The organism is Tenebrionibacter intestinalis, from assembly GCF_016632365.1.
Classification (GTDB): domain Bacteria; phylum Pseudomonadota; class Gammaproteobacteria; order Enterobacterales; family Enterobacteriaceae; genus Tenebrionibacter; species Tenebrionibacter intestinalis.
In genome coordinates, this window is sequence record NZ_JAEPBH010000010.1 from 40,472 (window position 1) to 56,834 (window position 16,363).

The 16,363-nt window shown below is 55.5% G+C and carries 12 protein-coding genes; 6 read left to right on the forward strand and 6 right to left on the reverse strand.

Going from position 1 to position 16,363, the window contains the following annotated elements; genetic code table 11:
- Positions 1–10: 10 nt before the first annotated feature.
- From JJB97_RS05355 to lrp, 4 genes are all read right to left on the reverse strand, one after another.
- On the reverse strand, positions 11–1,354 hold the full coding sequence (locus JJB97_RS05355) for a replication-associated recombination protein A (RefSeq protein WP_238713045.1): 1,344 nt from the start codon (positions 1,352–1,354) through the stop codon (positions 11–13).
- Between the two features lie 7 nt (positions 1,355–1,361).
- A complete protein-coding gene (gene lolA / locus JJB97_RS05360) occupies positions 1,362–1,973 on the reverse strand; it encodes an outer membrane lipoprotein chaperone LolA (protein WP_238713000.1) in 612 nt (203 codons plus the stop codon).
- A 123-nt stretch (positions 1,974–2,096) separates the two neighbouring features.
- Complete coding sequence (locus JJB97_RS05365; RefSeq protein ID WP_238713001.1) at positions 2,097–5,831, reverse strand: DNA translocase FtsK 4TM domain-containing protein; 3,735 nt, start codon at positions 5,829–5,831, stop codon at positions 2,097–2,099.
- A 121-nt stretch (positions 5,832–5,952) separates the two neighbouring features.
- Positions 5,953–6,447: a leucine-responsive transcriptional regulator Lrp gene (gene lrp, locus JJB97_RS05370; RefSeq protein WP_000228469.1), complete on the reverse strand. Its 495-nt coding sequence runs from the start codon at positions 6,445–6,447 to the stop codon at positions 5,953–5,955.
- A 439-nt stretch (positions 6,448–6,886) separates the two neighbouring features.
- On the opposite strand from lrp, the gene trxB reads away from it, so the two are divergent.
- The 5 genes from trxB to infA all read left to right on the forward strand — a co-directional run bounded on the left by trxB (position 6,887) and on the right by infA (position 12,702).
- The gene (gene trxB / locus JJB97_RS05375; RefSeq protein ID WP_238713002.1) at positions 6,887–7,852 is read left to right on the forward strand and encodes a thioredoxin-disulfide reductase; all 966 of its coding nucleotides are present in this window, start codon (positions 6,887–6,889) and stop codon (positions 7,850–7,852) included.
- Between the two features lie 122 nt (positions 7,853–7,974).
- A complete protein-coding gene (cydD, locus tag JJB97_RS05380; protein ID WP_238713003.1) occupies positions 7,975–9,738 on the forward strand; it encodes a heme ABC transporter permease/ATP-binding protein CydD in 1,764 nt (587 codons plus the stop codon).
- Positions 9,739–11,460, forward strand: coding sequence for a heme ABC transporter ATP-binding protein/permease CydC (cydC, locus tag JJB97_RS05385; protein WP_238713004.1), 1,722 nt, complete (start codon positions 9,739–9,741; stop codon positions 11,458–11,460). It abuts the gene before it with no gap.
- A gap of 41 nt (positions 11,461–11,501) precedes the next feature.
- Positions 11,502–12,203 (forward strand): leucyl/phenylalanyl-tRNA--protein transferase, encoded by a 702-nt coding sequence (aat, locus tag JJB97_RS05390; RefSeq protein ID WP_238713005.1) that lies wholly within the window; start codon positions 11,502–11,504, stop codon positions 12,201–12,203.
- Positions 12,204–12,483: 280 nt separating this feature from the next.
- Positions 12,484–12,702, forward strand: a complete 219-nt coding sequence (gene infA, locus JJB97_RS05395) for a translation initiation factor IF-1 (RefSeq protein ID WP_001040187.1) — start codon at positions 12,484–12,486, stop codon at positions 12,700–12,702.
- Positions 12,703–13,172: 470 nt separating this feature from the next.
- On the opposite strand, the gene clpA is transcribed toward infA, so the two are convergent.
- Complete coding sequence (clpA, locus tag JJB97_RS05400; RefSeq protein ID WP_238713006.1) at positions 13,173–15,452, reverse strand: ATP-dependent Clp protease ATP-binding subunit ClpA; 2,280 nt, start codon at positions 15,450–15,452, stop codon at positions 13,173–13,175.
- A 28-nt stretch (positions 15,453–15,480) separates the two neighbouring features.
- The gene (clpS, locus tag JJB97_RS05405) at positions 15,481–15,801 is read right to left on the reverse strand and encodes an ATP-dependent Clp protease adapter ClpS (RefSeq protein ID WP_238713007.1); all 321 of its coding nucleotides are present in this window, start codon (positions 15,799–15,801) and stop codon (positions 15,481–15,483) included.
- A 320-nt stretch (positions 15,802–16,121) separates the two neighbouring features.
- Between clpS and cspD the strand changes: the two genes are divergently transcribed.
- Complete coding sequence (cspD, locus tag JJB97_RS05410; RefSeq protein ID WP_238713008.1) at positions 16,122–16,343, forward strand: cold shock-like protein CspD; 222 nt, start codon at positions 16,122–16,124, stop codon at positions 16,341–16,343.
- Positions 16,344–16,363: the final 20 nt, after the last annotated feature.

The following is a 16,363-nucleotide window of genomic DNA, read 5'->3' on the forward strand; positions in this document are numbered from 1 at the left end:
AACGCCCGCATCAGCGGTAGCGTTTTGTCGGGCTATTTTGATCCTGTTGCGCAAGCCAGGTAAGCTTTTCGCTAATCTTACCTTCCAGCCCGCGAGTGGTGGGCCGGTAATAACGCGTTTCGGCCATTTCAGGCGGGAAATAACTCTCTCCTGCGGCATAGGCGTTAGGCTCATCATGAGCGTAGCGATAGGCCTGACCATACCCCATCTCTTTCATCAGCGCCGTGGGCGCGTTGCGCAGATGCGCCGGCACATCATAGTCGGGGCGTTCGCGGGCGTCAGCTATCGCCGCTTTAAAAGCGGAATAGACCGCATTACTTTTCGGCGCGCAGGCCAGGTATACTAACGCCTGGGCAATGGCTCTTTCGCCTTCCGCCGGGCCGACGCGGGTAAAGCAGTCCCAGGCGGCAATGGCGACCTGCATGGCGCGCGGATCGGCATTGCCCACATCTTCAGAGGCAATGGCTAAGCAGCGGCGCGCGACGTATAGCGGATCGCCGCCGGCGCTAATAATCCGCGCATACCAGTACAGCGCGCCATCAGGCGACGAGCCTCGCACCGATTTATGCAATGCCGAAATAAGATCGTAAAAGCGGTCGCCTTTATTATCGAAACGGGCGCTGCGTTCACCAGCAATTTCGCTAAGGAGTTCAGGCTTGAGCACCCGCTTACCGCTGATATCCGCCTCGGCCATATCCGCCATCATTTCCAGCGTATTGAGCGCCCGGCGCGCATCCCCATTGACCAGTTCGGCAATGGCGTGGCGCGTTTCTTCCGTCAGCACGATATCCTGTCCGCCGTAGCCGCGCGCGTTATCCCCCATCGCCTGCTCAAGCACCTGTTCTGTTTCTTCAACCGTCAGTGATTTCAGCAGATAAACGCGCGCGCGCGAAAGCAACGCGGAATTCAGTTCAAATGATGGGTTTTCAGTCGTAGCGCCAATAAAAGTAATAGTGCCGTCTTCAATGTGCGGCAAAAACGCATCCTGTTGGCTTTTATTAAAACGGTGTACTTCATCCACAAACAGAATCGTGCGCCTGCCTGCATTGCGGTTCTGGCGCGCGCGCTCAATAGCTTCCCGAATCTCTTTTACGCCGGAAGTCACCGCAGAAATACGCTCCACGTCGGCGTTAGCGTAGTGGGCAATAACTTCTGCAAGCGTTGTTTTTCCGGTACCGGGCGGCCCCCAGAGGATCATGGAGTGAAGATGCCCGGCCTCAATAGCCTTTGGCAAGGGCTTCCCGGGCGCAAGAAGGTGCCGCTGGCCGATATACTGAGAAAGATTGACTGGCCGCATACGCGCGGCCAGAGGTTGAAAGCTATTTTCGGAAAAATCGAGCGGCAGGTTACTCACACAGTCCTCACTGACGTTGGTCATCCACCGTCACGCCCTGCGGCGGCGTAAAGGTAAACTTTGACGCATCAACGGCGCCGTTTTGCTGGGTTTTAAGCGCATAACTGCTGCGCTGACCATCCTGCTCAATGGCGCTGAACTGGTTAATAACACCGCTGCTGCTAACGTTAATTGTAAACTGTTTAAGATTGCCGCCGCCGCTTTTCGGCGTGAGTTCGAAGCTGTCGCCATTTTGCCTGATGTTGTACTGCTGCCAGTCGCTGGCCTGATTGCGGGCAATGAGCATAAACGGCGTATTGCTGGTCGCATCTTTAAGCCAGGTGGCCGTCGCCTGCTCTACAAAGGGGTTATAGAACCACAGCGTTTTGCCGTCGGATACCAGCACGCTTTCGTCCGGTTGCGTCATATGCCAGTTGAACAGATTAGGCCGCTTGACCCACAGGTCTCCTTGCCCCTCCTGCACAGCGCTCCCACTGGCATCGGTCACTTTTTGCGTAAAGCTGGCGTGGAAACTGTTGACCTTATCCAGACGGCTTTTCAGCACGCCTGCGGCATCGGCCCAGGCCTGGCTGACCGCCAGTGAAGAAAACAGGGCGCAGGCAATTGCAATCTTTTTCATAGTGTTCCCTTATGCAAGGGCCCCTACGGGGGCCTGAGACAGGCAATGTGGCCTGAACACACGCGTAACAACAGCAGAAAAGGCTTATTTTTCCGTCAGTTACTTAACTTTACAAACGCGGCCTTACTCAAATGGCGGCGGCGCCAGCACCTCACGATTGCCGTTATGGCCCTGCGGGCTGACAATCCCCTGCGCTTCCATTTGTTCAATAATACGCGCCGCTCGGTTATAACCAATGCGGAACTGCCGCTGTACGCCGGAAATGGAAGCCTTACGTTTTTCTACAACAAAAGATACTGCCTGATCGAATAGCGGATCTAACTCCTCGTCGCCGTCAAATCCTCCCGTCCCCCCGTCGCTTTCGCCGTCAGAGGTTATGCCTTCTACATACTGCGGACGACCGCGCGCCTTCCAGTCCTGCACCACGGCATGCACTTCCTGGTCGCGAACAAACGCGCCGTGTACACGCACCGGCGTGGTTGAGTTCGGCCCTGAATAAAGCATGTCCCCCATACCGAGTAACGACTCAGCGCCTCCCTGATCAAGGATAGTACGTGAGTCAATTTTGCTTGATACCGTAAAAGCAATACGCGTTGGGATATTTGCCTTGATAAGGCCGGTAATAACGTCAACCGACGGGCGCTGAGTCGCCAGCACCAGATGGATGCCGGCTGCGCGCGCTTTCTGGGCCAGGCGGGCTATCAGTTCTTCAACTTTTTTGCCTACGGTCATCATCAGATCGGCAAACTCATCCACCAGCACGACGATATAAGGCAATTTTTCCAGCATCGGATGCGTGGCCGCCATGCTATCGCCAGGCTTCCAGAACGGATCCGGGATGGGGCGCCCCATGCGCTCTGCTTCCATCACACGCTCGTTATAGCCCGCCAGGTTACGCACGCCAAGCGCCGACATCAGCTTATAGCGACGCTCCATTTCATTAACGCTCCAGCGCAGCGCATTTGCCGCATCCTTCATGTCGGTGACGACTTCAGTCAACAGGTGAGGAATACCTTCATAAACCGATAGCTCAAGCATTTTCGGATCGATCATGATAAAGCGCACCTCTTGCGGCGTGGCTTTATACAGCATACTGAGGATCATGGCGTTGACCCCCACTGATTTCCCCGAACCGGTTGTCCCGGCCACCAGCAAATGCGGCATTTTTTGCAGATCGGCGACCACCGGTTCCCCGGCGATATCTTTACCCAGCACGACCGTTAACGGAGAGGGGTTATCGCGGAATTTCTGACAGTCCAGCACTTCCCGCAGATAGACGGTTTGACGATTTTTATTCGGCAGCTCCAGCCCAACATAGGGTTTGCCCGGGATCACCTCAACCACGCGCACCGCAACAGTAGACAGCGAACGCGCAAGATCCCGCGACAGGTTAGAGATACGGGCCGCCTTCACCCCTGGCGCCAGATTCAGCTCAAAGCGGGTTATCACCGGCCCCGGAGAGTAGTTCACAACATCGGCCTTGATGCGAAAATCGGCCAGACGCGCTTCCACCAGGCGCGCCATTTGCTCAAGCGCAAACGTATCTACCGGTTCCACTTCCGTCGGCGGTGAAGCCAGAAGATCCAGCGATGGCAGCGGCGTGGTCGGCTTAACCATTATGCGATCGTCGCCATTACGCATTAAAAACGGATGAATCAGGCTGTCTTGCGGCGACTCAGGCTGCGCTAATTGTTGCTGCGGCTGGGGCGCCTGGGCTAGCTGATAACCCTGCTGCGCCTGTGCCGGCGGGTGCTGCGGCTGGGGCGCCTGAGCTGGCTGATAATCCTGCTGCGCCTGTGCCGGCGGGCGCTGCGGCTGGGGCGCCTGGGCTGGCTGATAACCCTGCTGCGCCTGCGCATACTGCGCATCTGAAGACGAGGCGGGTTGCGCGTCATCCTGCCGCTGGGCGCCATAACGCGCGTTCTGTTGTTCGGTAAACTGTCGGGACAGCTCAGCCTGTTCCTCGATGAAATTCTCCTGCGCGGCGTTATCATCGGCGCGCATTTCATGTTGATATCCGTCACCGTAGCGATGCTGCTGTGAGGCGGCGAACTGGCGCGCCAGTTCATTTTGTTCTGAGAGGTCAGCCTCTTCGTCGCTAAGGTATGTCGCTTGCGTTATATCGGATTCGGCCTGCTGTCGCATACGCTCTTCCATGCGCTGCGACGGTATTTTAATACCAAATGCCGAAGAGGCCAGTTCGCGACGCGTGGGCACCCTTACCCTGTTCGGGCGCGGCAACTGCGGCCCAATGCCCTCTTTCACCTGCGGCCGAGGCCCTGCTGCGGCGGTAAACACCGGAGCGGCAACCGCAGCGGCTTTTACGCTTTCACTATGGGTTTGTTCGGCAAACGCCTCATCCGGGGCGGAAGCTGCGGGCAGCGACGATTCCGGACGGGTACTGTGGGCAATCTCACGGCTTTCCTGCGCCAGTTGCGCTTCAGCCGGAATCGGTTGATACCAGGCCGCGAGCTGTTCACGCTCGCGCGCGCGTTTCGCTTCCACTTCTTCAAAATGGTAAAGCGGCGGACGGGCAGGCCTTTCTGGTTCCGATACAGGTTCAGGTTGAACGACCGCTTCAAACGCAGACGACGCAGGCTCGCAACGCCGGGGAGCTGAGGCCGTCGCTGGCCGGGGTTGCGCCGCAAGCGATTCTGGCGGCGTAGCGTGCGTATATTCGTCTGCCCACGGCGGCGGCACAGGTTGTTCCGACACCACCGCCTGCGGCGCAGCGGCGTGAATTACCGACGGGTTTGCCGCAGGCGCGGCGCTCATATCCTTTACCGGCGCTGGCGCCAGCCGGGGTTCTGGCGTCGAGGTGGCTGGCGCGGTCTGCCGGGCTACAGTTGACGCAATTTCAGGCGCAGGCGCCTGAGCGCCGGGCGCGGTTTCGGCCCACTGCGGCTGCGCCGCGGTCCCGGTAACGGCGTCTTCACTTAGTTGCGGCTCAGGGATACCTGCAGGCGCTGGCACAGCGCGCGTGCCGGAAAACAGCACATCGTCAGGCGTAGTCGCGGCACGGGGCGCGTAAAATAGCGGGTCATCCTCGTCGTCCATACGCCTGCCGGAAAAAAGAGCGGCGTCAGTTTTACGGGCCACGGGGTTAACGAATTTATCCGCCACACGCTGGCGGCGGATGCGCGCCATCTTCAGCAAACGCGCGCGGCGGGACGCCCCGGGCGTTTCATGATAATCGTCAGCCTCGTCATCATATTCATCATCCTGCCAGGTATTATCACGCCGCGTACGGTTCGTGGCGAAGGTTAATACCGTCATCACTACGCTGCCAATTTTTTCAGCAATATTGATCCACGACCAGCCGGTAAATAGCGTTACTCCCGCCGCCCAGACGCAGAGTAGCGCAATCGTGCCGCCGATACCGCTAAGCAGCGGCACCATTGCGGAACTGAGCAAACTGCCAATAACGCCTCCTGAGGCAAAATACCAGATATCGTCGGCATTCATCGCCGCCAGACCGCAGGAAGACGCCACCAGCGCCAGCGCGCCTATCAGGCGCAGCGCGACGGCAAAATAATCAATAAATTCTTCATTGTCCCGGCGCAGCCAGGAAAACCAGCAGCCGCCAAGCATAATGACAGGAATGGTATACGCCATGACGCCAAAGATAAAAAAGAGCGTATCGGCAAACCAGGCGCCAGGCGCGCCGCCGAGATTGTGAATAGGTTCATGCCAGGCCGTCTGCGACCAGCTCGGATCGGAGGGGTTAAAACTGAGCAGCGCGACCATCAGATAAACGGCGAAAAGGGCGACAAGTACAAGCAGCGCCTCATAGAGACGGCGCCCGCTGCTCAGCCTCGTCATAACGACATCTTTACTTTCAGTATATTCCTGGCTCAAAAAAGGCTCTCCAGGTTCCTTTTGCTAAAACGGACAACAGCGCCGGGTCACCCCGACACTGCTGCTGTATGGATTAACAGGAGTGTAATCAAACTACGGCGTTTTTGCATCTGTTGCGTGATTAGCGGGTCTTGATAACCAGACGGTTACTCTGTTTAACCTCTTCCATCACCACATAGGTGCGGGTATCGTTCACGCCAGGCAGACGCAACAGGGTTTCACCCAGCAATTTACGGTACGCCGACATATCCGGCACGCGGGTTTTCAACAAATAATCAAAGTCACCGGAAACCAGGTGACACTCCTGTATTTCTTCAAGTTTTTGTACGGCGGCATTAAACTGCTCAAACACGTCCGGCGCGCCACGATTCAGAGTTATCTCAACAAATACCAGCAGCGATGCATCCAGATAATGTGGATTCAGCAGCGCAGTATACCCCTGAATAAATCCCTGACGTTCCAGACGACGTACGCGTTCCAGACACGGCGTCGGGGAGAGTCCCACCCGTTTTGATAATTCGACATTCGAAATACGGCCGTCTTTTTGCAGCTCGTTAAGAATATTGCGGTCGATACGATCTAAATCTTTGCCAGGGCGCTTTTTACTATCTACCATTATTATTGTCTCTCTGTATTCCTTCCACCTGCCTTGCTCCCTGAAACGTTCACTGTTTCCGGGTAACCCTGAGAAGCCCGCCTGTCAAAATTACGCATGGCGTCTGTCCACCCCCTGCGTAAATCTTTCACACTAAGACAGCTATTACACGGGCATCTATACCTGCTTACAGGAATGTTTTCGCAAATGCGCAGGGGATTGTCAAAGCAAAACATCGAAATTTAGTAGAACGTGCCAGATATTAATTACTTCTGAAGTTTACGTCTCATTTTATCATTGTCACAATTGGCACATTAGTTGCGACGTACTTCTCATTTTTTCGCTATGTCACTGGCCAGAGCAATAACGCAAGTTGTTAACAAAACTGTTCGCCTCTTTTTTTGACCAGGCAAATTCCCTACAATCCGGGCACTGTCTGCCAACGAACAATGAGGATCTCATGGGCACGGCCAAACACACTAAGCTACTTATTCTCGGTTCCGGCCCGGCGGGCTACACCGCTGCCGTCTATGCCGCTCGCGCCAACCTTAACCCGGTACTGATTACAGGTATGGAGAAGGGCGGGCAGCTCACTACCACTACCGATGTCGAGAACTGGCCCGGCGACCCCAGCGATCTCACCGGCCCCCTGCTGATGGAGCGCATGCACGCGCACGCCGCGAAATTCGAAACAGAAATTATATTTGACCATATAAATAAAGTGGATTTGCAAACCCGCCCATTGCGCCTCGTCGGGGATAACGGCGAATACACCTGCGAGGCGCTGATAATTGCAACCGGCGCTTCTGCCCGCTATCTGGGTCTGCCGTCTGAAGAAGCGTATAAAGGCCGTGGCGTATCCGCCTGCGCAACCTGCGACGGTTTTTTTTACCGTAATCAAAAAGTGGCGGTAATAGGCGGCGGCAATACCGCCGTTGAGGAGGCGCTTTACCTCTCCAATATCGCCTCCGAAGTGCATTTAATTCACCGCCGCGATACTTTCCGCGCAGAAAAAATCCTGATTAAGCGGCTGATGGATAAAGTGGAAAACGGCAATATCTTACTGCATACCAACCGCACGCTTGAAGAAGTGACAGGCGATCAAATGGGCGTCAGCGGCCTGAAACTGCGCGATACCCAAAATCCGGAAAATCTGGAATCACTGGACGTAGCAGGCCTGTTTGTCGCAATTGGCCACAGCCCGAACACCGCGCTTTTCAACGGTCAGCTTGAGCTGGAAAACGGCTACATTAAAGTGCGCTCCGGCACTAACGGCAACGCGACCCAGACTAGCGTCGCCGGCGTTTTTGCCGCCGGGGACGTGATGGATCACATCTACCGCCAGGCCATTACTTCCGCCGGGACAGGTTGTATGGCGGCGCTGGACGCGGAGCGCTATCTCGACGGGCTGCCCGGTAACGAATAGTTTCCAGTAAATTCTCAACAAGGCGGCGCTGATTGTCGCCTTTCTTTTTGCCGCGATGTAACATTGCGTTGCGCATTCGCCCCTCCTGGCGACCCAATGTTCACTCACCTGCATGGCACGCAATGAATAAAACCCGTCAACAAGAGCTGGCTCGCTGGCTAAAACAGCAGAGCGTTATTTCACGGCGCTGGCTCAATTTGTCCCGACTGCTCGGCGTTATCAGCGGTCTGCTTATCGTCGCACAGGCCTGGCTGCTGGCTAACCTCCTGCACCATATGATTATGGAAAAAATTCCGCGCGAGGCGCTTTTACTCCCGTTTACGTTACTGGTGCTGGTATTCGTGCTGCGTGCCTGGATGGCCTGGCTGCGTGAAAAAGTTGGGTTCCAGGCCGGTATGCATATTCGTCGGCAAATCCGCGCGCAGGTGCTCGACCGTCTGCAACAGGCGGGACCGGCATGGATTCAGGGTAAACCTGCCGGTAGCTGGGCTACGCTTATCCTTGAACAAATCGAGGATATGCATGACTTTTATGCGCGCTATCTGCCGCAAATGTCGCTGGCCGCCGCCGTTCCTTTGCTGATTGTTATAACGCTATTGCCGACTAACTGGGCGGCTGCGCTCATTTTGCTGTGCGCCGCGCCGCTGATCCCGCTGTTTATGGCAATGGTCGGCATGGGTGCCGCCGATGCCAACCGCCGCAACTTTCTCGCATTATCACGCCTTAGCGGCCATTTTCTTGACCGACTGCGCGGCATGGAAACATTACGCCTGTTCCACCGCGGCGCGGCGGAAACGCAAAATATTAAACATGCATCCCGGGATTTTCGCCAGCGCACGATGGAAGTGCTGCGTCTCGCTTTCCTCTCCTCCGCCGTACTGGAGTTTTTTGCCTCACTGTCCATTGCGCTGGTAGCGGTGTATTTCGGTTTTTCCTACCTCGGCGAACTTAATTTCGGCGGCTACGGCATGCCCGTCACGCTGTTTTCCGGTTTCCTGGCGCTTATCCTCGCACCTGAGTTTTTTCAGCCGCTGCGCGATCTTGGCGCGTTCTACCACGCGAAAGCGCAGGCTATCGGTGCTGCGGACAGCCTGCGACAGTTTATGGATTCGCCACTGGAACGCGCGGCGCACGGCGCGGATACGCTAAATGAAAACGAAGCGCTGAGCGTGGAGGCCCGTGACTTAACGATTCTGTCGGCCCAGGGGAAGCGGCTGGCTGGGCCACTGTCGTTCAGTCTGCCGGCGGGCCGCCGCGTGGCGCTGGTCGGCCCAAGCGGCGCGGGTAAAAGCACGCTCCTGGCGCTGCTGTCAGGCTTTTTACCTTATACCGGTTCAGTTACGCTCAACGGCCGCGAGCTGCGCGAGCTTAACCCGCAGAGCCTTCAACATTGTCTGAGCTGGCTGGGGCAGAATCCGCGTCTGCCCGCCAGCACCCTACGTGATAACGTATTACTTGGGCGCGACGTATCCGAAGCCTGCTTACACGCCGCCCTCGAACGTGCCTGCGTCAGCGAATTTCTACCCGGGCTTGCGCAGGGTGTTGATACGCCGCTGGGCGAACAGGCCGCACGTTTGTCCGTCGGCCAGGCCCAGCGCGTGGCGCTGGCCCGTGCGCTGCTTACCCGTTGCGGTCTGTTGTTGCTCGATGAGCCGGCTGCCAGCCTTGATGCCCACAGCGAGCAGTTGGTCATGGCCGCGCTCAATGAGGCCTCACATAATCAAACCACGCTAATGGTCACGCACCAGCTTGACGCGCTGACAGGCTGGGATGAAATCTGGGTGATGCGCAACGGCGTTATCCAACAGCAGGGAACCTTTAGCGAGCTGGAATCCATACCCGGCCCGTTTGCCGACCTGCTGGCATACCGACAGGAGGAGATGTAAATGCGCGCTTTGCTGCCTTTTCTGGCGCTGTTTCGCCGCCATCGCTGGCTGATATTGCTCGGCGTACTGCTGGCGATTATTACGCTGCTGGCAAGTATTGGCCTGCTGACGCTTTCCGGCTGGTTTCTTTCCGCCTCTGCGCTGGCGGGTACTGCAGGCATTTACAGTTTTAACTATATGCTGCCCGCCGCAGGCGTACGCGGCGCAGCCATGATCCGCACCGCAGGACGTTACTTTGAACGGCTGGTCAGCCATGATGCGACGTTTCGCGTACTGCAACATCTTCGGGTATTAACGTTCAGCCGCCTGCTGCCGCTCTCGCCTGCCGGGCTGGCACGTTATCGACAGGGAGAGCTGCTCAACCGTCTGGTTACGGATGTGGATACGCTGGATCACCTCTACCTTCGGGTAATTTCCCCTGTCGTGGGCGCAATGGTCACTATCGGGGCGGTGACCTTCGCGTTGAGCTGGCTCGACGCGCCGCTGGCGCTACTGCTCGGTGGTATTATGCTGCTGACGCTGTTACTGCTTGCGCCGCTGTTTTGGCTGGCGGGGCGGCCGGTGGGAAGCACGCTTACCAAACTACGCGGCCGTTATCGCCAACAACTGGTGTCCTGGCTACACGGTCAGGCGGAGCTGCGTATTTTCGGCGCCAGCACGCTCTGGCGTCGAAAGCTGGAATATACGGAGTTAAACTGGCTGGAAGCACAGCGCCAGCAAGCCGGTCTGACAGCGCTTTCCCAGGCGCTGATGCTGTTGATTGCCGGCATCACCGTAACGGCAATGCTCTGGCTGTCTGCAGGCGGCGTAGGGGGCGACAGCCATCCAGGGGCGCTTATCGCACTGTTTGTCTTCTGTGCGCTGGCCGCCTTTGAAGCGCTGGCGCCGGTTACCGGCGCGTTTCAGCATCTGGGGCAAGTTGCCGCCTCAGCGCAGCGCCTGACGCAAATCTTTAAACAAACGCCTGAAGTTACTTTTCCAGCAAGTGGGCCGGCGCGGCCATCCGGCGCGGCGCTCAACATCGACAATGTCACCTTTTGCTATCCCGCTCACCCCGAACCGGCGCTACGCAACCTGACGCTGGACATTGGCGCAGGCGAACACGTTGCGCTGCTGGGCCGTACCGGCTGCGGTAAATCCACACTATTGCAACTACTGACTCGTGCCTACGATCCGCAGGCGGGCAGCATTCGGTTAAACGGGGCTGCGCTTACCTCTTTCGACGAAACGACGCTGCGCGCCGCTGTCAGCGTTGTACCACAGCGCGTGCATCTGTTTAGCGCAACGTTGCGCGATAATTTATTGCTGGCCTGCCCTGACGCCGGTGATGATGCGCTCTGCTCGGCGCTTACGCGCGTCGGGCTGGAAACGCTGCTTGATGAAGAGGGGCTGAACGCCTGGCTGGGCGAAGGCGGCCGCCAACTGTCAGGCGGTGAAATGCGCAGGCTCGCTATTGCCCGCGCGCTACTGCATGACGCCCCGGTGCTGTTACTGGATGAACCAACCGAAGGTCTGGATGCGCAAACAGAAAATCAAATACTGAGCCTTCTGCATAACGTATGCGCGGGTAAGACATTGCTGATGGTGACTCACCGCCTGCGGGGCCTGGCAACATTTGATCGTATCGCGATTATGGATCGGGGCGAGATCGTGGAACAGGGCAGTCACGCAGCGCTAAAGATGATAAATGGCCGCTATTCTCATTTTCTGTATCGGCTGTAAACTGGATTGACGCTACCTTTTTAGTCTGGAGGCTGGTTGATATGCGCCTGATTCAACTTTCCCGCTATTCGCTTGATTTTCCCTCTCCGGAAGTGGCGTTACGCGAACCTAACGGTTTGCTGGCGCTGGGCGGCGATCTGAGTCCGGCGCGCCTGTTGCTGGCCTATCAGCGTGGTATTTTTCCCTGGTATTCGCCAGGCGATCCTATCCTCTGGTGGTCGCCGGATCCGCGCGCGGTGCTCGACCCTGCCCGCTTTCATATCAGCCGCAGCTTCAAACGCTTCCTGCGCCATATGCCGTACCGCATTACGCTTAATCACGCTTTCGCTGACGTGGTTGCCGGCTGCGCCAGCGAACGCGCCGAAGGTACGTGGATTGTCCCCGAAGTCAGCGCGGCCTTTTATAAACTGCACCAGCTCGACCACGCGCATTCTGTAGAAGTCTGGCTTCATGATGAGCTGGTCGGCGGACTCTATGGCGTGGCGCAGGGCGCGCTTTTTTGCGGCGAATCTATGTTCAGCCGCCGTGAAAACGCATCCAAAACCGCGTTGAAAACATTCTGTGATTACTTTACACGCCAGGGGGGAAAACTGATCGATTGTCAGGTGCTCAACCCGCATACGGCTTCCCTTGGCGCAGCGGAAATACCCCGTCGCTGGTATCTGCAACAACTTTTAGTTATGCAGCGCCAGCCGCTTGCCCCAGACTGCTGGCAGCCGCAGACGCTATTTGCACACCTGTAATAATGTTTTCCACCTTCCCTGCCATCCCATGTTATAATTATTAGCGCTGCGTCAATTGTGCATATTACCCCTGCCGCCGTATGGGATCTTTACAGGTAACGCCCCATCGCTTATCGCTTTGTTCCCCTTATACGCCTGCGTCGCCGTAACCGGTGGGCTGTCTCGGGTAATGCGCAGAATTCACTTTGTCGGCCTTAGCGTCGGCAATTCTTTACATAATACGTGAACTTCGGCATTATCTTGCCGATTCAAACTATGGTAGTGACATCCCGAGGATTAGATGGCCAAAGAAGACAATATTGAAATGCAAGGCACCGTTCTGGAAACGCTGCCTAACACCATGTTTCGTGTAGAACTGGAAAACGGGCACGTGGTTACCGCACATATCTCCGGTAAAATGCGTAAAAACTATATTCGCATCCTGACAGGCGATAAAGTTACCGTCGAGCTGACCCCGTATGATCTGAGTAAAGGCCGCATTGTCTTCCGTAGTCGTTAAGCCGGGCATCACATTTATGCCGCGATAACGCAGGGCCGGAGACAGGTTCCGGCCTTTTGTTTTCTCCTTTTGCAACGCAGACAGGCGAGCTGCATGGCTATGCCTGTATTTATATGTTTTCGCCATTCAGGCATATTTCCCTTTGCCTTTGCTTGCCTCTTATTTTTAGCGCCGCCACAGCCAGACGTCGGCATATTTCTCCTGGCTCCACGGACAGCTATTAACCGCCGCGACGTACGTTTTTCAGCCTGGCCTGTTTACCCGGCTTTTCCGGCGTAAAAAAACCGGGCCTGTTATAACGGCCCGGTTCAGATTGATAACAAAGAAGGAAAAAACGCGGTTTTTCCTTCTTTGTGGCAAGCAGGCGAAAATCAATACCTTGATTTTCCTTATTTTTTATTGTAATTCCTCCATCCTGTCTGCGACAGGATGGGGTGTGTCAGCAGTCTCGGTTTTTTTATGTATAAAGGCTAGTGCGCGGCTTCAGGCCTGTGCTTCTGCGCGCTCAGGAAGTCGTAATTAAGTTTGTCTTCCTGCTTATCCAGCGTCACCGTAACCTGACCGCCGTTAACCAGCGAACCAAACAGCAATTCGTTAGCGAGCGGCTTTTTCAGGTTGTCCTGAATTACGCGCGCCATCGGGCGCGCGCCCATCGCACGGTCATAGCCTTTTGTCGCCAGCCAGTCGCGCGCTTCCTGGCTAACTTCCAGCGACACGCCTTTGGCATCAAGCTGCGCCTGTAGCTCAACGATAAACTTGTCGACAACCTGATGGATAACCGTCGTGGAGAGATGATCGAACCAGATAATGTTATCCAGACGATTGCGAAATTCCGGCGTAAAGATCTTCTTGATCTCCTCCAGGGCGTCCGTGCTGTTGTCCTGATGAATCAGGCCAATAGATTTACGCTCGGTTTCACGCACGCCAGCGTTGGTGGTCATCACCAGCACCACGTTACGAAAATCCGCCTTGCGCCCGTTATTATCCGTTAACGTTCCATTATCCATAACCTGCAACAGCAGATTAAAGACATCCGGGTGCGCTTTTTCAATTTCATCAAGCAGCAGCACGGCGTGAGGATGCTTGATAATGGCATCTGTTAACAACCCCCCCTGATCGTAGCCAACATAGCCAGGAGGCGCGCCGATAAGGCGGCTTACCGTGTGACGCTCCATATATTCCGACATATCAAAGCGCAGTAGTTCAATCCCTAACGCCTTTGCCAACTGTACCGTCACCTCTGTTTTCCCCACCCCGGTCGGGCCGGCAAAGAGGAACGATCCCACTGGCTTATGCTCATGTCCAAGACCGGCGCGGCTCATTTTGATAGCCTCCGTCAGCGCTTCGATAGCCTTACCCTGCCCAAACACCAGCATTTTCAGGCGGTCGCCGAGATTACGCAGCGTATCGCGATCGCTTGCGGAAATGCTCTTTTCCGGCACGCGGGCAATGCGCGCGACAACGGATTCAATATCGCCAACATTCACTGTTTTACGGCGCTTACTGACCGGCATCAGACGGCAGCGCGCGCCTGCTTCATCAATAACGTCAATCGCTTTATCGGGCAGGTGTCGATCGTTGATATATTTTACCGACAGCTCCACTGCGGCGCGCACCGCTTTTGCGGTATAGCGAACATCGTGATGCGCTTCGTATTTGGGCTTAAGGCCGTTGATGATTTGCACCGTTTCTTCAACGGAAGGTTCGGTAACGTCAATTTTCTGAAAACGACGGGCCAGCGCGCGATCTTTCTCGAAAATGTTGCTGAATTCCTGATAGGTCGTGGAACCGATGACGCGAATTTTACCGCTGGAAAGCAGCGGTTTTATCAGGTTGGCGGCATCAACCTGCCCACCCGATGCCGCGCCCGCGCCGATAATAGTATGTATTTCGTCAATAAATAAAATACTGGTGGTGTCCTGCTCAAGCTGCTTAAGCAGCGCCTTAAAGCGTTTTTCAAAATCACCACGGTATTTGGTTCCGGCCAACAGCGCGCCGATATCCAGTGAATAGAGCGTACAGTCGGCCATAACGTCCGGAACATCGCCCTGCACAATGCGCCAGGCCAGCCCTTCGGCTATGGCGGTTTTACCTACGCCTGACTCACCAACCAACAATGGATTATTTTTACGGCGGCGACATAACACCTGAATGGTGCGCTCAAGCTCTTTATCACGGCCAATCAGCGGATCGATACCGCCCACACGGGCAAGCTGATTGAGATTGGTGGTGAAGTTTTCCATACGCTCCTCCCCGCCTGCGCCTGCCTGCTCATCATTGACTGAATTGTCAGCGCCGGGCGCCTGAGCGGCATCATCCTTACGCGTACCGTGAGAAATAAAGTTTACGACATCAAGGCGACTCACTTCGTGTTTGCGCAGCAGATAAGCCGCCTGGGACTCCTGCTCGCTGAAGATGGCGACCAGCACATTCGCGCCGCTGACCTCACTGCGCCCGGATGACTGAACGTGAAAAACCGCACGCTGCAATACGCGCTGAAAGCTAAGCGTGGGTTGTGTGTCTCGTTCTTCTTCGCTCGCCGGCAATACCGGCGTGGTTTGTTCGATAAAGGCCTCAAGCTCCTGACGAAGCGCCGCTAAATCGACTGAACAGGCTTCCAGCGCCTCCCGAGCAGACGGATTACTGAGCAAAGCCAATAACAGGTGCTCGACGGTCATAAACTCATGTCGGTGCTCACGCGCTCTGGCGAAAGCCATATTTAAACTGAGTTCCAGTTCCTGGTTGAGCATAGGCACCCCTCACATTTGTCTGCCTTTTTCAGGCTAATTCCTGCGTACACAGCAACGGATACTCATGTTCCCTCGCATATTTATTCACCATCACAACTTTGGTTTCTGCCACCTCTGCGGTATAGACTCCACAAATGGCCTTGCCCTGATAGTGAACGGTGAGCATCAGTTGCGTTGCTCGCTCCACATCATAAGAAAAGAACTTTTGCAGCACGTCAATAACAAATTCCATTGGCGTGTAATCATCATTCATTAGTATAACTTTATACATAGATGGCGGCTTTAGCGCCTCACGCGCCTGTTCTTTTGTCAGGTGGTCAAAATCCAACCCGTCGTTTGTCTTACCCATCGCCCGATATCGTCTGTTGGTTCGTACCGTCAGGTTAACTGCGGCTTTACTTTCTCAGTTTACGTGCGTTACCGCCGCGTTAACTGACCCCATCTTGCTATCTGATCTTCAATTTTGCGACATCCATCACAATATTGCCATTAGCGTTAACCGCTTCAAATTTTGCGCTATTTTTCCTCGCCACTTCCGGTTTGCCGCTTGACGCAATGGCCTATTTATCTAAATTGTACAATCGTGAGTTGGCGAGGTTTTGAACAGTGGACTCACCCCCTGGTTGACTCCATCTTACTTTATATAAGATCTACGAAGGATGTCGAAGCATGGAAACGGGTACTGTTAAATGGTTCAATAACGCTAAAGGATTCGGTTTTATTTGTCCTGAAGGCGGCGGCGAAGATATCTTCGCTCACTATTCCACTATCCAGATGGACGGTTACAGAACGCTGAAAGCCGGGCAACCCGTCAGGTTTGATGTAAATCAAGGTCCTAAGGGTAATCACGCCAGCGTGATTGTTCCCCTGCAAGCAGAAGCGATCGCATAGCCCCCTGTCTTTATTGTGTA